The 21,637-nt window shown below is 68.9% G+C and carries 5 protein-coding genes; all 5 read left to right on the forward strand.

The genetic code is table 11. The features are described from left to right. Positions 1 to 26 precede the first annotated feature (26 nt). On the forward strand, positions 27 to 308 hold the full coding sequence (locus QMO76_RS06965) for a hypothetical protein (RefSeq protein WP_306360356.1): 282 nt from the start codon (positions 27 to 29) through the stop codon (positions 306 to 308). Between the two features lie 140 nt (positions 309 to 448). Continuing rightward, on the forward strand, positions 449 to 2,035 hold the full coding sequence (locus QMO76_RS06970; protein WP_306360357.1) for a hypothetical protein: 1,587 nt from the start codon (positions 449 to 451) through the stop codon (positions 2,033 to 2,035). Between the two features lie 197 nt (positions 2,036 to 2,232). Next, complete coding sequence (locus tag QMO76_RS06975) at positions 2,233 to 2,550, forward strand: hypothetical protein (protein WP_306360358.1); 318 nt, start codon at positions 2,233 to 2,235, stop codon at positions 2,548 to 2,550. 57 nt (positions 2,551 to 2,607) lie between these two features. Further along, a complete protein-coding gene (locus QMO76_RS06980; RefSeq protein ID WP_306360359.1) occupies positions 2,608 to 3,114 on the forward strand; it encodes a YbaB/EbfC family nucleoid-associated protein in 507 nt (168 codons plus the stop codon). An 18-nt stretch (positions 3,115 to 3,132) separates the two neighbouring features. Further along, a complete protein-coding gene (locus QMO76_RS06985) occupies positions 3,133 to 21,627 on the forward strand; it encodes an alpha/beta hydrolase (RefSeq protein WP_306360360.1) in 18,495 nt (6,164 codons plus the stop codon). The last annotated feature ends 10 nt before the right edge of the window (positions 21,628 to 21,637 follow it).

Below are 21,637 nucleotides of genomic sequence, written 5' to 3' on the forward strand. Positions count from 1 at the left end.
GAACCGCGAGGTGGAGGAGAGCAGGCGTGCGCATCGGCCGACCCAGTGACGACGAGTTGCGGCGGAATTTCGAATCGGTGCTGGCCGAGGTCATGGTCGGGCAGGGTGTCCGCACGGCGACCGGTCTGGACGACGACACCCAGGACGCGCTGTGGGAGATCGCTCGGGCATACCCGGATATTCCGGATGAACTGGTGCTGGCCGCCCGGCGCGCTTTCGCCGGTCAACTCGACGGCAGCAATGCCGATCGCTGGCACGAGGAGTTGGCGCGCAAGCTCGCCGAGCGCCGTACCGCCCGCGACGGGTAGCGTCCGGCCGGGCGGCAATGGCCGGGTACGCTCGGCGGTCCTGTGCCAGGATGGGCGATGACACCGCTATCGCGTGACGGCGTCGCCACACCCGTCGCGAGCTGCGGTGCCGGGTGCCCAGACGAGGAGACTGCTGCAGCGTGACCAGACCAGACGACGAGGCCCGCGACAACGGGGGGCCGGCTCCGGAAACGGAGCGACCGGCCGCCGCAGCCGGGTCGAGCGACCCCGACGCCGACTTCATGCGGGAGTTCAAGGAGAGTTTCGTCGAGGCCAGCGACGAGCCCGACGTCGGCTTCACCCTGCTGGAACCGGACACCGCACCGGAGGCCGACATTGCCGAACAGGCAAGGGAACTCACCCACGGTCTGGCCCGTGAGCTCGCGGCCGCGGGACCGCATGGCTGGCAGCAGTTGAATGCCGTCTTCGCGTTCACGGTCGCCGCCGAAGTGGTACAGGTGTTCTTCTCCGACGGCGAGAGTACGGTCCGCGTCCAGCCGCCGCCGAGCGCATTGGTGCTCGCCCGGGAGCATCGCGATCTGTCGGCCCGTTTGAGCGACGGCCCTTGGTGGCGATTGCTGTTGTCGCTGAACAAGTCCGGTCAGATCGAGGTCGACTACGACTACGGTGATGAACCCTTTCCGGACGATCAACTGTTCCCGGCCGAGGCGTACCGCGCCGACCTGCTGGAGTATCCCCGGACCCGGCTGCCGGTTTGGCTCGCGGCCTACACTCAACACGAGGGTCGGCAGTCCCGCACCCCGCAGGAAGCCGCCGTCCAGGCACGGGCCGACCGAGAATCGGGTATCCGAGCGACAGTGTCCGAGGGCGATTTCCCGGCCTTCCCGGAGATGTGGGCGCGCTGGGCGGTGATCTCCGCCTGCTTCGTGGCCAAGCGATCCCAGTGGGGGCCGCGGGTGCTGCCCGCCCTGGGATGGTTCGAGGGTTCGAAGCGCGGCGGCTCCACTCTCTACGCGCTGCCCGGCGGCCGCGCGGTGCTGTCCGGCGGCGTTTGGGACGCACCGGAATTGGATGCCGCGTACAACGGAGGCGGTCCGATGCCGCGATTCTTCGCGGGCGCTCCGGAGTGGGTCGCTAATCCGGTGCTGAACCCGCGCGCCGCCAATGGCCTGCTCTCCTTCTGCTATTGGTGGGAGAGCGGCCGCTGGTATCGCGGCGAATCGCCCGCCGCCGCGGGTCTGGCCAGCGCCCTGCCGGGGATGTGGACCGCGGACACCGTCGTGGACCTGGTGTCCGGCCTGATCGCTGAGGAGCCGACCGAACGGCGGCGCGCGGCGGTCGCCACCCTGGTCTCGGCGGCGGAAGTGGGTGTGGTCACCCTCGACACCCTGATCGACGCGTTCGGCGATGACAAGCAGGTCGATATCGATGGCGCGTTCTACCAGCTCACCATGGCCGGGGTCGTCATGACCACACCGGAGCCCATGTCGCGTGAGGAAGCCGTAGCCCGGGTGCGGGAGCACATTCGGGACAGTGGCATGGATACCACCGGCTACCCGCTCGAGGATTTGCGCGCGGATCGGATCAGTGTGGGCTGGATGGTGTACGTCCCAACGCAGCCCGGCGAGATCGCCATCGGACGTGCCATCTTCTATATCGCCGATGACGGTGTGCTGGAGCATTCCTCGTCCTCGGTGGCACCGTCGGCGTACATCGCCGAATTCGAGCGCCGGTTCGCCGAACGACACGGCGCGGTCGACGCCTGAACCGAATCAACCTGTGCGGCACCGCGTCGACCAGCGTCGGCCAGGAGTTTCGGCGCGCTGAAGGCCGACGCGGTCCGCACCGCGCGCGTGAGATCAGTTACTCACGAGTCAGCTGGATCCCCCGTTCACTCCCGCTTCGTCGCCCGTTCATGTAATGATCGACTCCTGAATGTTGTAGCGAGCGTGCGAGGTTCGAGATGGCCGACATCGAGGTGTACACGGAGAAGCTACGGCAGGCGGGCAATGACAATTCGGCCGTGAAGGACGGCCTGCTCGATGTACTGTCCGCGGCCGAGGCCGCCTACGCGGTCGGCAACGCTGCCTGGGGTGATGACAAGTTCGGCGCGCAGTTCGCGGAGGGGCCGAACGGATTCAAGGCTCGGATGAAGAATTTGCTCGAGGGCACCCGGAGCATGGCCGATTCCTACAAGGAGCAGGCGAAGGGGCAGTACGACGGCGCCAAGGCGCTCGACAATGCCGACGACGCGGGAGCCATGAACTTCCAGGTGCGTTGAGCCGGGAGTGAACATGGTGCGGATGCCTGGGTTCCCGGCCGGAAGCGAGGTTGTGCGGTGAGCGACGGTGCGGGGGAGATGTCGGACCTGCTGGAGGGTTTCCGGCAGCAGATGCGTTCCATCGCGGAGGTGCAGCGCCAGCGCGTGCGGCTCACCGCCAGTGCGACCTCACGTGATAAGCGGGTAACAGTGACCGTGAACGCGAACGGTGTCGTCATCGAGACCAAACTCTCCTCGGATGTCGAGGAATTGGGTTACGACGGGCTGGCTCGCACCATTACCCAGGTCGCACAGGCAGCCGCGGCCGAGGTGACGCGCAAGGCCAGCGAACTCACCGCACCGCTGTTGGACCGGCGCGCTCGGCTGCCGAAGCTCAGCGACGTCATCGAGGGTCTGCCGGACATCGATGCCGAAGTTCCGCTGGAACCCCCGGTCTCGCTGGCAGCGCCCGGATCCGAGGAACGCAGGGCCGAGGATCCGGCGATGGTCTTCACCGACGTCGAGCAGTACCGGCACGACCGCACACCCGAAAAGGGTCCGGGAGTCACCGATTCCAGCTGGTGACATGAGGTCCTGTCGACAATGGCGATAACCATCCCGCCGTGGCTGGAGTGGCTCGAATGGGTGGCGGGCACCGATTGGCCGCACGGCAATGAAGATCTGCAGAAGCAGATGGGCGAGTCCATGCACGATCTCGCCGATCGCATTCGCGACCGCATCCTCTCCGATGCCGATATCGCCGCCGCCTCGACCAAGAACGCGTACCCCGCCGGGGAGGGCGTCGAGCAGATGGCGGCAGCGCTGAAGGAGATTCGGTCGGCGCTCGGCGAACTGGCCAACGGCTATGACGAAGCCGGTGATGTCGCGATCAAGTTCGCCGCACAGATCCGCTCCAACAAGCTGAACGGGATCTTCTCGCTGGCCTGGCTGTTCGGCGAACTCATGTACGCCTGGCTGGCCGGTCCCGGCGGGCCGCTCATCCAAGCCACGGCCATCGCCAGGACCCAGTTCGTCTTCCGCTGGATGGGACAGCTGCTGGAGCGTTTCATCGGTCAGTTGCTGGCGAGGCTGGCCATGTCCGAGGCTGCCAAGCAGTTCCTGACTCGCTTCGTCTACGAGATCGTGCAGGAAGCCGTTGTCGAGGTGATTCAGGGCACCTCGCAGGAAGTCCTCGTGCAGAACATGCTCGTGGACGACGGCTTCCAGGACAAGGTCGACTGGGGAGCGGTCACGGAGAACGCCCACATCTCCGCATGGGCGGGCGCGGCCGGTGGGCTCGGTGGCCACGCCATGCACAACCTCATGAACCGGACACCGTTGGGCGACAGTGGATGGCAGGGCGCGATCAAGGGGGCGGTGACCGGTGCCGGGGCCGGTCTGGCCGGTGCCGGAGGCGCGTACCTGGCCACCGGATTGATCACCGACAATTGGGCTTTCGATCCGCGCATGCTTACCGGCGGAGCGCTGTCCGGCATGGGGCCCAGCATGATCTACGGTGCGCGCAGCCTGTCGGACTACGGGGGCGGACCGATGCCGGTCGGCCCCCGCGTCGGCATCACCATGCCCGGCTCCAATATCGGTGCCGGTGCGGGTCCCGCTCCCGGTGGGTCCGACGGCTCCGTATCCCACGGCGGTTCGCCCAGGACGACCGGCGACTCCGGCAACGGCTCCGGCGGAACGACGAATTCCGGCACGTCGGGGTCGTCCGCGAATGGCATGACGCCGACCACGCCGACGGGGAGTGGCGGCGGTTCGCCGCCATCCGGTGCCGGAGGCGGCGACACCCGGAGCAGCGGGGACGCCGCGGCCGCCGAACCGCGGTCGAGTGACACCGCCGCGCCCGGTGCACCCGGGAATCGTGCGGAATCCGGCGGCAACGGCGACGGGGCTGGCCAGAATGGTTCTGGCACAACAAATTCCGGAGCATCGACGAATTCGGCTGGCGATTCCGGATCCGATGGTTCCGGATCGGGCGACGCTCAGACCGGCGGCACGAACGGCTCCGGCCCCGATGCCCGTGGCGACGGCGCAGGCGACGGGGAATCCCGGCACTCCGCGTCGGAACGCGACGGAACCGGTGCCCGCGGTGATTCGGCGACGAGCACCGCATCGTCGGGCGACTTCGCGCCTACCGGACCAACGGGCGCGGCGGCCGGCAACGCCGACGGTTCATCCCCTCTCGCCGCGACTTCCGGCACCGGGGCATTGCCCGGAGCGGGCGCACCCGGCAGCGCCGCGACAGGCGCGGCGGGTGCGGCAGTGTCGCCGGGTTCCTCGACTCCGTCGCCCGGAAGTACCTCCGCCGGGCCGTCGTCTGCCGGCCAGCACCCCGGTGCCAGTGCGGCGCAGCCTGCGAATCGTCCGGCCACTCCCGTGACGGAGGGCAGAAGCCCTGCGGCGGAGGCCGGTTCCAGCCCGGTTCAATCCGGAACCGCACCGACGCCGCGCTCCGCGGCGGACCCCACCGCCGGTCCCCAGGCGGCTGCGCCCAGAGCCGCTGCGGCGGATTCCGCCGCGCCGCCCGGCGCTCCCGCCGATCCGGCTCCCGCCATCCAGGCCGCATCCACCGGGTCGGAAGTGCCACAGGCGCGACAGCTGTCGGCTCCCGACATCGACGACACGGGCGTGCGCGTTCCGGGGGCCGACCCCGCCGCGACATCGGAGGACGGTGCGGTCCTCCCGCCGCCTCTGGCGGCTGCCGGTCCCGTACGGACGGATGCCGCTGTTCGACAGCGAACCACGCACGGCGATACCGACACGCAGGCAGACGCCGACGTTACGACCGAACCGGACGCGTTCGATACCGACCACGATTCGGGTGACATCGGCGCGGGGAACACGACATCACCGGACACCGAAGCGGGCGCCGATACTCGACCCGACAGTGACAGCGTGCTGCCGAAGGATCACTCCCGACCCACCGGTGCCGAGCGGGACCTGGCGAAAGCCGCGCTGGCCCAGCTGGGTACGGACGCCCGTGCCGCGGACCTGCTGCACGGGAACACCGGCGCCGACACCGCCGAACGAGCGGCGGACCGCGCCCGCGACAACGCCCGCTGGTGGAACTCGCTCGACGCCGACCACCAGCAAGCCATGATTCGGACCCACCCCGACGTCATCGGCAACGCACCCGGTGTCGACCCGCCCGCGGCCGATCGGGCGAACCGGCTGCAGGTGGCTCGCGAACTCGCCGATCTGCAGGGGCGCGACACTCTCGATCGGGCGCAGCGCGCGCAGTTGCGCAATCTTCTGGCGACCGAGCGTGCACTGGCGGAGGCAGCGGCTCGGGCCGACCGAATGCCTTCGCGACCGGATGTGCGCGTGCTGGCCTTCGACTCGACCGCCTTCGATGGAAAGGGCCGTGCCGCCATCGCCATCGGCGATATCAGCACGGCCGACCATGTGTCGTGGCACGTGCCTGGCCGCGGCCAGACCGTCGGGAATCTCAGCGTGCCGTTGAGCAGTGCCCTGACGCACCACGACGCCGCGACGAGCATCTCACGCGGGGGTGATTCCGTCGCGACCGTCGCCTGGATCGGTTACGACGTGCCGAGCGCTGGACCGTTCCGCGGCATGATCCAGGTCACCCGCCTCGGTCGCGCCCGCGCAGGCGCCGAATTGCTGGTACGCGACATCGCGGCCGTCAATGCCGTCCGCACGGTCGACAACAGTGCGGGCGCACCCACCACTAGGGTCTTCGCCCATCACTACGGCGTCGATGTAGCCAAGATTGCGGGTGCTGAGGGCCGCCTCGGCGGTCTGGCCGACGACGTGGTCATGACCGGTCTGAGTAGCGCGCCGGACATCGACGCCGCACACTTCGGCGACGACGTGCGACTGCAAGTCCCGACTGCGGTCAACGGCCTCTACGGTCTGGTGACTCCGGTGCTGCCGAATCGCGAGGAACCGCCGGTGGGCGTGCCGACCAGCGCCATGTATCGCCTCGATGTGATCGCCGCCGACCAGGCCGGTTCGGTCTCGCACCCCGGCCCGGACCTGGATCCGGATGCCGCACCCAGCCGGGCGAGGAACAATTGCGGTGAACTGGCGCTGTGGAACGCGGCCGCGCGCACCGGCAATGGCGCGATCGCCGTGCCGGCAGCCGGTTCGATCGGTCCGGAGGGTATGACGGCCGATGCGGTGCAGCGGGCCGCGGGTGGCGATCTGACCCCGGTCCACGGCACCCGGAAACGCTCGGCGCATCAGATGATCGCGGATGGCCTGAAGCATATGGGCGGCAAGTCGACCGTGCTGGTGGTCGACGAGCAGGCCGGACCCGTCGACGGACCCGGTGTGGGCTCGCACGCCTACGTCATGTACCACGATCCGGACACCGGCAAGCTCATGGTGGACGACCCGAGGGTCGGGCCGCCCTTCGAATTCGATCCGGATAACGCACCGAACGTGCAGGGTACCTGGGGCGTGTTCTACGGCGCGGAAGGCGAACTGCTGCGTCCGCGTTCGGCCTTGGCCGTACAGCCCGGGGAACGGCCGGTGAGTCGCGTCGGTCAGACCGACGAGGAACAGCCTGCCGACGGCACCGTTCCCAAACCCGTATCCCCATACCGGCCACCGGATCCCGTCGCACCCCAGCCGGATGCCGTGTCGCGGTCGGCGTCGGATCCCGTCGTCGCGTCGGATCCCGAACTCGCAGCCCTGCGATCGGATCGACCTGTCACCCCGGACGAACGGGCGCTCGCCAGAGCCGCTCTGGACCGGCTGGCCCCGGGAGCCGAGCCGAACCGCCTGTTGCACGATGATCCGGGTCCCGACCTGATGCCCGCCGCTCGCAGCCGTGCCGCCGAGAACGCCCAGTGGTGGGATGCGCTCAACCCGCCGGGTGATCCCACCGGCCGGCTGTCCACCTCCCAGGAAGCGCTGGTCCGGGTGCACCCGGAGATCATCGGCTCCGCCGACGGTGTCCCGGCCACTGTTCGTGACCGTGCCAACCGCCTCGCCATCGATCGGGAGCTCGCGGAACTGCGCGGGCGCCCGCCCAAGCAGCTGGGCAAGTCCGACACACAACGTCTGGCCAACCTCGAGACCACGGTGGCCGCGCTCGCCGATGCCGATCGCATGGCCACGGAAGTCGCCCAGCACACCGGTGAACCCGCGCCAGCCGTACATGTATTGGCCTATGAATCAGGGGAATTCGGCGGCAAGGGCAAGGCGGTGGTCGCCTTCGGCGATATCGACACCGCGAATTCGGTGTCTTGGCACGCGCCCGGTGTCAAGACCAGCCTGCGCAAGCTCGCCTGGAATCTCGACTTCGCGCGCAACCACTACCAGGTGACCGCGGGCAAGTACGACGGCTCGGTGGCATCCATTGCGTGGCTCGGCTACGACGCACCGGAGTCGAAACTGAAGGCATTCCGGATCGGCCAGGCGCAAGCGGGCGGCGCCCTGCTGGCCCGGGATATCGCGGCCTTCAATGCCGGACGGGCCGCACGCGCCGCGGAGGCCGGGGTGTCCGCCGCGAGGAACCATGTCTTCGGGCACAGTTTCGGGTCCACCACGGTCAGTGCGGCCGGGGCGAATGCCCGCTTGCGCGGTGAGATCTCAACTCTGACGCTGGCGGCGTCACCCGGTGCGGCGACGGTCGATCACGCTCGTGAGTTCGGTCTCGGTGCCCGCAACGTGTACGTCGCGACCCTGGCATCGGATCCGGTCACCTGGATCGGCGGTAACCGAGCCGGATGGTTCAGCCGGGTGTTCGGCGTCGGAATAGATCCCGCTGTCGCGACTTTCGGTGCCCGCCGTGTCACCGCCGAATACCCGAACCTGCCGAAGTTCCGCGACCCCGGCCGCATTCACACCCGGTACTACGACTTCATCGATGACGCGCGCACCAGACCCACCGAGGCACTGGAGAACTTCGGTCGCATCGCGGCCGACCTCGGTGACACCGCGACCCGGGAGGCACGCCGCACCGGCGACGGCGACGCGAATGTGTTCACCCGCGTGCTGCGCGGCGTACCCAAGATCGACCCGGCCACCGACACGGGCATCGACGACGGCAGCCGCGGTCATCGCGGCACCGGCAGCACGCCCGCTCGCGCTGAGACCGGCATGCCCGCCAGGGGTCCCGGATCGGTGCTGCCGACCGACCCACCCCCCACCGATGGAGACCGTGACATCGCGCGGCAGGCCCTGGACCGGCGAGCCGACGCGGCTGGACTGCTCCCGGGCAGCTCGCCGCGAAGGCTACTGCTGCACGGTGACCACTCCGATGCCGACGTGTGCGCACCGGCGCGGGCACAGGCGCGCACGACCGTGCAGTGGTGGCAATCGCTGAGTCCGCGTCAGCAAGCGGCGGTCCTCGCGGTACACCCGGAGGTGCTCGGCAATGCGGACGGTATTCCCGCCGCCGTCCGCGATCTGGCGAACCGGTTGGCCATCGTGCGCGACCTCACCGAACTGCGCGGGCGGGATTTCGGCAAGCTGGACAAGGATCAACAGCAGCGGATCCGCAATCTGGAGACCACGGTGGCCGCGCTGGCGGACGCCGAGCGATACGCTCGCGAGGTCGCGCAGCGCAACGGCCGAACGCCGCCGCCGGTGCAACTGCTGTCCTACGACGCGGTCGTCTTCGGTGGCAAGGGCCGCGCGGTCCTCGCCTTCGGCGATGTCGATACCGCGCACTCGGTGTCCTGGCATGTCTCGGGCATGAAGACCAAGGTGCAGGAGCTGTGGTGGAACGCGAAATTCGCGCGTAACCACTACGAGGCCACCCTGGACAGTGATCCGGACGGTGCGGTGACCTCCATCGCCTGGCTGGGCTACGACGCGCCAGCGGGTTTCTCCCAGGCGTTCCGTACCACCCAAGCCGAGGCGGGCGGCGCCCTGCTGGCCCGGGATATCGTCGCCTTCAACGCGACCCGTGCCGTGGCCGCCGACCGGGGCGGGCCTACGCTGCCGGTGAACCACGTCTTCGGTCACAGCTACGGCTCCACCACTGCGAGCTTCGCGGGCCGCGACGGCCGTCTGGCCGGAGAAGTCGCCACCATCACCTTGGCCGCCTCGCCGGGCGCGGGACCCATCGGGCATGCCGCTCAGTTCGGTATCGGGCTCACCAATGTATTCGTCGCCACCCAGTCCACCGATCCGATCACCCGGTTGGGCGCCAATCGGCCGGGACCGCGGCTCGGCCTCGGCATCGACCCCTCCATCGAGGGCTTCGGCGCACGTCGGCTCGCCGCGGAATACCCGGAAACGCATCGCTTCTCCGATCCTCAGCAGCATCACAAGCAGTACTACGACGTGGTCGACGCGGCACGGGCGCAACCGACCGAGGCATTGGCCAATTTCGGCCGTATCGCGGCGGGCCGCGCCGATGCGGTCATTGCCGAGGCCCATCGTCTCGGCAGCGACGACGCACCGGTCCTGAGCCGGGTGATCCGCGGCATCCCGAAAGTCGATCCGGCCGCCACCGTCGGCAGCGACGACGGCACTCGGGGATACCGCGTGGTCCCGCACGCAGCAGCGCCGACCGCGGCCGTGCTTCCCGGCGATCCGAGCCTCACCGCACGGGAATGGCAGGACGCCGCAACGGCCTTCGCTCGCCGTGCGGCCATGGTCGGCCTCGATCCCGGCACCGCGCCCCAACGACTGCTGGTCCACCCGGACTACGACATGGGCGATATCGTGGCGGTGGCCGAACATACCGACGCCAACGCCCGCTGGTGGCAGGCACTCAGTGTTACCGAGCGGGCCGCCGTGCTGCGGGCCTGCCCCGAAATCGTGGGCAATGCAGACGGCATTCCGGCACGCGACCGCAACGACGCACTGCGCCTGCTGATTCGCCGCGAATGGGCGAGTCTCGGGTCGCAGGTCGATTCGCCGGAGTTGCGGCGTCGGCTGTTCGGCAGTACACGCGCCGGTGATCTCGATCCGGGCAGGCGGCAGATGGTGATGCGGCTGCTCTTCCAGCCCGGCCAGGAGGTGAGCGAGGCAGGCGGACGCACAATGGTGCAGGGCTCGGATGCCGAGAAGCAGCCGGGAAAGATCTTCAAGCGACCGCCCCCACTGCAGGAACTCCTGCGCGCGCTCACCGCACCGCAGCAGCAGCAGCTGCGCAATCTCATCGCTGTCACCGAAATGCTGGCCGCCGCCGGCCGCCGGGCCGTCGACCTGCCCGGTTCGCCTCCGGTGCAGGTGCTTTCATACAACTCGTCGGTCTTCCACGGCGACGGCCGCGCGGTGATAGCGTTCGGCGACGTCGATACCGCCGATACCGTATCGTGGCTGGTTCCCGGGCTGGAGACGACGATTCGGACGATGCCGTCCAGCCTGGGTGCAGTGGGCAATCACTACGATGCGGCCGCGCGTAGCGCCCCCGGCCAGCGGGTAGCCGCAGTAGCCTGGCTGGGCTACGACGCGCCCAGTGGGCGGCAGAAGTGGGCGGAGTACGCGCGGCTCGACCCCGCCGCAGCGGGCGCGCGGCAGCTGTGGCGGGATGTGGTGGCGTTCAACGCCGCTCGCCGTTTCCTCGCCGCGCGCGGCGGCACCGCCGAGGTCGGCAACCACCTGTTCGGTCACGGCTACGGATCGACCCTGCTCGGTTGTGCCGGTGTGAACGGGCTGCTGGCCGGGCAGATCGCCAGCGTCACCATGGTCGGCTCGCCGGGAGCGGGGCCGATGACCCATGCCCGGGAGTTCGGCATCGGGGCGGACAACGTCTATGTGGCGACGGCTTCGGTGGACCGATTGGCCTGGCAAGGTGCGGACAGCGCGGGCGACCTTACCGGCGCCAAGCGTCGACTTCTCGGCATCGACCCGGCCACAACGCATTTCGGTGCGGTACGGGTCCGTGCCGAACTCCCCGCCGATCCGCGGTTCGTATCCGGTCTGCAGGAACGCATCCAGTACTTCTGGTTCACCGACCGCAGTCGCACCACGCCGACCGAGGCGCTGGCGAACTTCGCCCGCATCGCCACCGGGCACGGCGATCGGGCGACCCTGGAGGCGCATAGGCCCGGGGCGCACGAGGCGACCGAGATCCACGGTCGCATCACGGACGTGCCCGCCGATCCGGCGATGGCACGCAGTGGTGTCGTCCAGCCCACGCCACAGCAGCTCGAAGCCGCCCGTGCCGCACTCGCACGGTGGGCGCCCGATGCGACGCCGGGTGACCTTTTGCCCCCGGACCCGAGCGGTGGAGCCAGGGTCGCCCAGGACGCCGCCGTGGCCGCCAGACGGCAGGGCCTCTCGGCGGCGGCCCAGAGCGACGCCGCGGTCACGGCATACGCGACGAGGGCACGTGAACAGACCGAGGCATCCCGGGCGCACGCCGATCGGATCGCACGGTGGTGGGATTCGCTCACCGACACCGAGCGCGCGGCGCTGCCGCTGGTGTACGCCGATGCGATTGCCGAGAATCAGGGGCTGCCCGCGACCGCCAGAGATCAGGCCAATCGACTGCGCATCACCCGTGACCTGGAGGCGTTCTTCGCCCGCCGCCCACCCGAGCGCGGAACCATCGAAAGTCTGCTCCTACCCGGGGAACTCAGCCCGTACGAACGCGCGCACCTGTCCAATCTGCTCGAGACCCGCAGGGCGCTCGCCGTCGCCGACGCCAGAGCGCAGTCCATGCCGGGCAGGCCCAAGGTGACTGTGCTGTCCTATGACGCGACCACGTTCGACCACCGCGGCCGGGCTGTCGTGGCGATCGGCGATATCGACACCGCGGATTCCGTCTTCTGGTTGGTACCGGGCATCAAGACCACGATTCGGAAGCTCGACGGTTATGTGAACTGGGTAGGCAACTTCCGTGAAGCCGCCATGCGCAAGGCTCCCGGAAAGGACATCGCGGGCATCGTGTGGATCGGCTACCACACCCCCGAGATCGACGCCGATACCGGCCGACCGCACCGGGCACGGGAGGGTGGTCTGCGTCTGCTCAGCGACGTCACCGGGTTCCACGCCCGCCGGGCCGCGCTGGCCGAAACGAACGGCTTGCCGTTGCCCGAGCATCGGATCGTAGGGCACAGCTATGGCACTCCGACCACCAGCTGGGCGGCCACGGGCGGCATCCTCGCGGGTGTAGTCGATCAGATAGTCCTGCTGGCCTCGCCGGGTGCGGGACCCATGCGGCACGCCTCCGACTTCGGTCTGGGTGCGGCGAATCTGTATGTCGCGACCTCCACCGCTGATCCGATCGGACGGCTCGGCGGCCCCGCCCCAGGTGTCACCAATCGGGTGGCGCGATTCGTGAAGAAGCTCGGCCTCGGCGTGGATCCCACGATCGAGGAGTTCGGTGCCCGCCGCTTCGAATCCGAGCTGCCGCGCCGACCGGAGTTCAAGGGCCTGGTCAATGCTCACCGCGGGTACTACCAGTACGACGACGGCTCGGCTGAGATCCCCACCGAGCCGCTCAACCATGTCGCCGAGATCCTCGCCGGTCGTGGCGACGATCTCCAGCTCGCGCCGTACCGGCCGAAGAAGAAGCTGCTGCAACGGGTGAAGTTCTGGGAGACTCTCGATCCGGAGAACACCCGTGAGGCGCGGCGGCAACAGCCACTGCCACCCTGGGCGGACCCTTCGATGCGGGAATCACCACAGCCGCCGCAGGTCACGGCGCACCGTGGCGGGCGTGCGCTGTGGGCAGAGAACACCCTCGGAGCCTTCGACAACGCCATGCGGCTCGGCGTCGACTCCATCGAACTCGATGTGGGCATGACCCGCGACGGTGTGCCGGTCATCCACCACGATCAGAAGATCGACGGCGGTACCGCCCGCGATACCGGCCCGGTGCGGCCGAACGACCGTGATCACCCGTACGTCGGCAAGCGGATCAGCGAGCTGGACTTCGACCAGATCCGAACCCTGGATACCGGTGTGGCACACGAGGGGTTCACGGCTACGCAGGATCCGTTGCGCGGCAGTCGGATTCCGAGCCTCGAGGAGGCGGCACGACTGGCAGTCGGGCGTGGCATCACCCTCGATGTGGAGATCAAGATAGACCCGTCGTGGAGTGACGCCCGGGTCCGGCAGCTGGTGCTGGCGACCGCCGAGATCATGTCTCAGCACGGGGTCCCGTATCGGGTGCGCAGTTTCGACTGGCGTGCACTGGCGGAGGCGGCGGCACTGCCCGACGGCCTGACACCTCCGTTGGACCGGGTCGCCCTGATCAGCCCGCGCACCGCGACACCCGCGTGGATGAACGGACTGGACGGGGGTGTTTCGCTGCTGGAGCGGGCGCGCGGGATGGTAGCTCAGCGACTGCGCCGACCGCATCCTTTCGGCGGTGACATCCCGGCCGCGGCGCGCGCAGCCGGTGCCACGCTGGTGTCCCCGGACACCAGCATGGTGACCGCGGAGTTCATGCGCCAGGCCGGTGATCTGCCTGTCTCGGTCTGGACCGTGAACAGCCGCGCCGATATGGCTCGGCTCGTGGATCTCGGTGTGGCCGAGCTGATTACCGACCGTCCCGATCTGCTGCGCGCAGTTCTCGCCGATCGTGGCCTGGTGCTGCCACCCCCGGCCGAGCCGAACAACGACTGTGCGCCCTGGGCGCTGGCGCAGGTGCGGGCGCTCACCGGCAGTTCCACCATCACGGTTCCAGAGGGGGTTGGGCCGAGTGGCTTGTCCGCGAGCCAGCTGGCCGAGCACGCCGGTGGCGCCCTCCGTCCGGCGGACGATCATCGCGCCGTCGCCGACCGGCTGTCGGCACTCGGCGATGGGGCGCAGGCCATCGTCGTCGACGAATACCACGGGGGCGCGGATCGACACGGTGTCGGCGCGCACGCGTACGTGCTGTCCAACGAGAACGGCCGGATCGTGGTCCGCGATCTACTGTCGGCCCAACCGCACGGTTTCCCACCTCGTACGCACCGCGATATCCGGGGCACCTGGGCCGTCTTCTTCGACCGCAGCGGTATCGCGGTCGATCCGAGGGACCCGGAACTCGTCGCTGCCGGCCGGCGCGATGAACCCGCACCCCGCACGCGAATCGGTGCGACCGACCCGGGCGACGGGCGGGTAGAGCCGAATGAGTCCGCGACGCACAACCGTTCGGATGAACCGGTGCGGGACGTGCTGGAGAAGGGCGAACCCGTGCGGGTGGAGCTGCTGGCCAGCGGCCCCAGTGAGCACGGAAATTCCGTCTACCGAGTCGAATTCGCCGACGGCAGCGCCTATGTGTACAAACCCTTGTCGGGGCAGACCCGCGGCGCGATCCCGATTCCGGAATCCGGTCCGGCGATCCGCGAGGCCGCCTTCTACCGGATGGATCAGCTGTTCGGCTTCGGTCTGGTGCCGCCAACCATCCTGTGGGAAGGCCCCCGCGGGCTCGGCTCGCTCATGGCATTCGTCGCCGATACCCGCCCGCGTCGCCTCGTCGACGAATATTCCCTGCCCGACCAGCACATGGTGGCCGTGCTGGACTACGTCGGCGCGAACTACGACCGCAATGGATTCAACTACCTCACCGACGCGAACGGCCGAGTCGTACCCATCGACAACGAGGCCGCTTTCCTCGTCGGCGCGGGCAAGCCGGGTATCCGTTCGGGATTCGTGGCGAAGCATCGCGACCGCGCGCTCGACCCCGATGTGCTGGCCAGCGTGCGCGCGGTCGACCACACCCGGTTGGAAGAGATCCTGACCGAATTCGGCGTCGAACCGGAGGCGGTCGCCGGCGCGGTCGACCGGCTGCGGGAGATCCAGTCCGAAGGCAGGATCACCGCATCGATGTGGCCGGGGCGGATCTCGGATGTCCCGCCCGCGATCGAAACCCCCGCGCCCGCCGAGACGGCGGCTGCCACCTCATCACAGCCGACGATCGGCGAACCCGGTGGTGCACGGCCCGCCGATCCCGGCGACACCGATCCGCGAGTACCGGACGGGCGGAAGCCGAAGGGCTGGCGGCGGCTGCTCGGCAGATTGGTGCGCGGCAACGCTGCCGACGGCATCGCCGCGCCGCCGCCCGCCGACGGATCGGCGCCACGGCAGCGCGCCGACGCCGCGCCGTGGCAGGCCGACGAGGACGCCATGGCGGCCCGAGGGCCGGTGGTCGACGAACTGCCACTCAGTCCGCACCTGCACGTTCACGAGGCGTTCCGGGTGGAATTCGCCGACGGCAGCGTCTGGGTGTACAAGCCTGGAGCGGGTGAGGACCGGGTTCGTCTCGTGGTCCCCGAATCCGGGCTGGCGGCCCGCGAGATCTTCGTCTACCGCCTCGATCGGCTGTTGCGGTTCGGACTGGTGCCCCCAACCATCCCATACCAGGGCAGTCACGGGCCGGGTTCGCTCATGCGATTCGAACCTCGTACCAGCCCCGGACGACTGCCGGGCGAGTACTCGGCCGAGCAGCGCGCCATGATGGCCGCACTGGACTACATCTCGGGTGCCAGCGACCGCAATCGCAGCAACTACCTCACCTCCGAGTCCGGTGACGTCGTCCCGATCGACCACGGACAGACGGCTCCCGTCGACGGCGACTCCTTCCACCAGCCGTCCGAATTCCTGCCCGCCGGCGCGGGTACCCTCGACCGCCACGGCATGACGTCGGAATTCGTGCTCTCCGAGCTGAATCAGCGGCTGCCGCGTTCGGTGCTGGCCCGCGTACGCGCGCTGGATCCGGCGGACCTCGCGGCCATGATGCGTGACCTCGGTCTGGAACCGGCGGCGGTCGACGGTGCGCTGGCCCGGCTGGAGGAGATCAAACGCAACGGCAGGATCACGGGGGAGAGCTGGCTCGATCTGGACCGCTCCGATCCGGAGCACGGCCTGCTGGTTCCGCGTGGGGCCGGAGCCGGGGTCGTTCGGATCGATACCGAACCGGTGACCTTCAACACCTGTGCGTGGCGCGCCCTGCATCGGCTGTTCGATCGCTTCCGGCACGAAGCGATCGACCCGCCCGACGCTCCTCCCGGTCCGGCCGGAATGAGCGCGGGCGATCTGGAGAACGCCGCGGGCGGGCGACTCCAGAAGTTCGGCTCGCACAACGATTACGAGACCCTGCTCAACGAACTGGGCGAGGGTGCGGCGGTGCTGGTGGTGGACCATCTGGTCGGCCCCGTCGACGCCCACGGTGTCGGCGCGCACGCGTACTTGATCACGAACGACGCCGACGGTCTCCGGGTCTACGACCCGGAGACCGGCCGGATCGAGCCGTTCCGTAGCTGGGGTCCCACCCGCGATACCCAGGGCACGTACGCGGTCGTGTACCACCCGGACGGCACCCCGGTTCGGCCCGTCGACGAGCACGCGCCCGCCTCCGATCGGATCGATGTCGGAATCGGCGCGACGGACCCCGGACGGCCCGCCGCGGGGAGGCCGCTGCCCGTCGAGGTGTCCGCCTTCATCGAACAACTGCGTGGATTCAACTGTGAGGCAGCCGCACTCGGAGCAGTCGCGGCGAATGTGTACCGGGCCGAACCGCGCCCGACCGCTGACATCGATCTGGTGATTCGCGCACTCGGTGACGTACCTGAACGACTTTCCGCCGCGGGTTTCCGCGTCACGACCGTCCGTGATGACGAGGGCGACATCTACCTGATCCGACTACATGGAAACGGACTGGCGGCGGATATCTTCGTGGCCAACACCCCGGTTCAGCACGCCGCCTTGGACCGTGCCGCCGACGGCGTGATCTCGATCGAGGACGTCATCATATTCAAGCTGCTGGCCGGACGCCCGAAGGACCGCGACGATATCGCTGCGGTGCTGGCGGCGGGACATGTCCTGGACACGAACTACATTCAGCGGGTCGCCGCCGAATGGGAACTCACCCACGCTTGGACCAGCGCGGCCGATACGGCCGGGGTGCAGTCGGGCGGCCCGGTGCGCCGGGTGGAGATTCCGATCACGCAGGGCGACATCACGGCCACCGCCGACTCCCGCCGGGCGATCCAGGATCTCATGGCTGACTGGTCCGATGTGGATCAGCGCGACGCCGCGGAGCTGCTGACCTCCGAGCTCGTCGGCAATGTGCCCCGCCATGCCGGGACCGACGGCCGTTTCGTCGTGAGCGTCGTCGGCGAAACCGGACATCGGGTGCTGCGGGTGGAGGTGTCCGACGAGAGTCCGACCGTACCCGCCCGGCGTGAGGCCGACCTGGACGACGATTCCGGGCGCGGCATGCAGTTCCTGGATCTGATGTCCCATGCCCACGGGGTGGATGTGCATCCGGGATCGGAATTCGCCAAGACGATCTGGTTCGAACTCCACGAATCACCCTCAGGCGGTGAGGATTCGGATGCCTCGACACCGGAAGTGGGACCCGATGCCGACGACGGCGGGAGCGCCGATCGCATGCCGTGGCGCATGAGTCCGGAGGAAACGGCGGCCCTCGGCGATATCGTGGACGAACAACCGCTGGACGACCTGGGGAATCTCTTCCGCGTCGAGTTCGCCGACGGCACGGTGCGGGTGTACCGCACCGAACTCGATTCGGAAGAGATGGCGGAGTATCGAATTCCGGCCTCCGGACTCGCTGCCCGCGAGGCAGCCACCTGGGTGCTCGACCACATGCTGGAAGCCGGTCTGGTACCGCGGGTCCGGTTGTGGCAGGGCGGGCACGGCCCAGGCTCGCTGACCGATTTCGTCCCGCATCGACCCGGTCTGCCGATCGAGGAGTACCCGACCGTGCAGCGGCAGCTCGCCGCCGTGCTGGACTACGTCACCGGACACATCGATCGGAACGCGTCGAACTGGGCGACGCTGCCGTCGGAGCCGGACGACCCCGCGGCACCGAGGCGACTGGTGTTGTTCGACAACACCGACGTGCTTCCGGAAGGACCGGAATCGTTCACGTTCACCGACGAGGTGGACGGCTCGCTCATCGGTCGCATCCGATCGCCGTTCGTACTCGCGACGCTGAACGAGTCGCTGGACCCCTCTGTTCTGGAACATGTCTCGGTATTGGATACCAGAATGCTGCGGGCGCACCTGCGGGAACTCGGCATCGAACCCGACGCCATCGAGGGCATGCTCGCCCGGTTGGACGAGATCCGGGCGGCGGGACGCATCACCGGGCACGCGTGGCCTGGGCTCGGCCTCCCGGATCCCGAACGTCTCGGCACCGTCGAACCCGGCGAACCCGGCACAGTCGGAGCCCTGCTCCCGGAAGCCGAGATCCACACCGCCGAGATCGTCGGCCAGGAACGCGGCGCCTATCTGCTGGCGGAGGAACGTGCGGCGCTGATCGATGACCAGACCTCGGCCAAGCGTCGGATCGAGGTCACGCAGGCGCGCACGGCGGTACGGCGGGCGCTGGCAGCCCTCGGGCATCCGGACTTCCCGGTGCTCAAAGGTCCCAAGCGAGAACCGGTGTGGCCCGACGGCGTGGTCGGCAGCATCACCCACAAAGACGGCTACTATGTCGCGGCGGTGGCCGACGCCCAAGATGTGCGGTCGATCGGCATCGACGCCGAAGACCATGAAGCGATGCCGGAAGCCGCGCTGTCGATGGCGACCCTCCCCGAGGAGATGGCGTGGCTCCAGGAGGTCGGCGAACACGGTGGAGTGCACTGGGACCGGGTGCTCTTCAGCGCCAAGGAAAGTGTCTACAAGGCGTGGTACCCGCTCACCGGACGTGCTCTCGGATTCCGCGACGCGCACCTGACGTTCGATATGGAGGCCGGAACCTTCCGGGTCCGTCTGCTGGTCGACGGCGCCACCCATGCCGGGCCGCCGCTGACCGAGATGACCGGCCGGTTCATCGTCCGGGACGGGCATATCCTCACCGCCGTCACGGTGCCGCACGAGCCGGTGACCACAGCCGACACCGACGACGAGACACGCACGGACACAACGGCGGCCGATCCGATCCCCCGTTCCTTCCGGGCACCCGAGCAGCAGGATCTCACCCCGGCAGCCGTACGCGCCGAGGTGCTCGACAACCTGCGCGTCGTCGTTCAAGACGGCATGCGGTGGAATCGGGAGCGGCAGTGCTTCGTAATGCCGGACCGACGTGACGCTTACGTCGGGGTCGGACCGGTGCCCGACGGCGTGGTGGCCTCGGTGCACGATCGCGCCGACGGTGGCCTCGATATCACGGTGTCGTCGCGGGCCCGGGATACGGATGTGGCGAGAGTGGTCGCCGGCCGACTGGCGCTCGCCGCTACCGGAGAGCCGCTCGCCGGACCGCTGGCCGAGCTGAAAGTGCTCGCCGCGCATGTCGATCGAGCACGATTCGATCCGTCCCGCAGCGCCGAGTTGGCCGCCGTGTGGCGGGATTCGGCGGATCTGGTCGCCGCTCTCGATCGCCATCCCGACAGCGGCGATTGGCGCGCCTCCCTCGCCGCCCCGCTGTCGCGCTGGCTCGCGCTCGAGGAAGGGGGAGTGCTGGGGGAGCGGCCCCGGTTCGGCCCCGACCTCACCCCCGAGCAGTACGACAGCGCCCGCACCGCGCACCTGGACCGGCTCACCGCGGCCCTGGCCGCCGAAGCGGATCTCGATGTGCGCCGCGCCGAATCTCTTACCCTGCACGGTCGGATGCGTGAGGAATTGACCCGTCGCATCTTCGATCCGATCTTCACGGGTCCGAACGCCGACGCGATCCGGCGACTGGTGCCCAACGAAACCCTGTACCGCGAACTCGACGCCATCAACGCGGCCGTGAACGATCCGTGGCTGGCCGGGTCCGAGCGGCTCGCCGCGCTCGACATCGCGCTGGCCGACCTCGAGCGTTCGCCGAGTCTGCCCGAGCGGATGCGTGACCTGATCGACTTCGACAGCATGCGGCTGGCGGCGGCGACCTTCGCGGTGGGGCCGGACCTCGGCGCGGCGGTGCTCGACCATGCCGACGGCCGTATCGAACTGCGTCAGGACGGACCCGGACACCGAGTCGGCGAGCAGACGACGGTGGATGAGTTCCTGCGTGGCCTCGACCGCGCCAATCAAGTTGCCGCCGAACGTGGTCTGAGCGTCGAGTACGTGGCTGTCATCCATCGGCCGGTGGACGGCAGGTCCCTGGTGGAGTTGTTGTCCCGACCGCAGCCGCAGCATCGGCTGCCCGCTGCGCGCAACGAACCGGTGTATCTCTCACCGCCGCGTCCAGCCGTTCCCGCGGCCGCCCGTGGCGCGCACACCATCGAAGTCGGCGACGGCCGTGGCGGATTCGGCGCCGAGATGCTGCCCGCCGCCGACCGCGCGGGCGGCGGTCTGCTGCTGCAAACCTTCCCCGACACGTATGTGCTCGCTGCCCAGCGCCGCCGGGATCTCGGCATCCTCGATCCCGCCCCGCTGACACCGCCCGGCTCGGTCACCGTCTTCGGCGACATGTTTTCGATCGGTGCGGTGCTGAACACCGACGACAACCGCGGCGTGGCCCGCGTATTCGTCAACAATGTGCGAGCGCGCCTCGATGATTCGGCCTACGAGTCGCTCGTGCGCACGCTCAGCGCGGTACTCGCCCCGGGCGGCCGGGTAGAGGTGCAGTGGACCATGAAACCGGCGTCTCCGGGCGGCGAACCGGGGGACCGTGGACATATTCGCGGCGATCTGCTCATGGCGGCGGTCCAGCGCATGTCGCCGGAGATCCGGGCGGCCTTCCATGTCCTGGACGCTCACGAGTTCCCCGGGCCCGGCAACCGCAACTACCTGTACACGGGCGAGGCGAGCGCACGCAATCGCATCGACCCACCGCCGGCGGATGCGACGTCGCAGCCGGATCGGCGCATGGTGATCGTCTACGATCCCGAGGGCACCCACCGTACGCCGCTCGACGACCCGGCCGGAACCGCGTACACACCCCACATTCCGCACGACCGCTCCCCAGCGGCCCTGGAACAGCCCACCGGCGACCCGAACACCGCACATCTCCCGTCGCTGCGCCAGCACTACATAGCCGAGGTCGAAGGACTACAGGCTTACGAGGACTTCCTCCGCGCCGAAGGCGCGACCGAGGAAGAGATCGCCCGCGCGCTCCAGCACGAGCGCCGCGAGATCGGCGAGTTCTACAAGGGCGAAACCCCCGAACCGCAGGCGAGTAGGATCCGGGCACGCAACTTGGAGAAGTACGGCGACCCACTGGGACCGACGGTGGAGTACCTGCGGCGGAAGGGGCTCAGTTGGGCGCAGATAATCGATGGTTCGAAACGTCCGGGCGGCGGTGATCTGGGGTTGAACAAATGATCGTTAGTTC

The sequence above is a fragment of the Nocardia sp. CC227C genome (genome assembly GCF_030767025.1).
In the GTDB taxonomy this organism is placed as follows: domain Bacteria; phylum Actinomycetota; class Actinomycetes; order Mycobacteriales; family Mycobacteriaceae; genus Nocardia.

Coding starts and splice junctions, on each gene's coding strand:
- QMO76_RS06985 (WP_306360360.1), top strand. CDS start 3,133: ATGGCGATAACCATCCCGCCGTGGCTGGAGTGGCTCGAATGGGTGGCG.
- QMO76_RS06975 (WP_306360358.1), top strand. CDS start 2,233: ATGGCCGACATCGAGGTGTACACGGAGAAGCTACGGCAGGCGGGCAAT.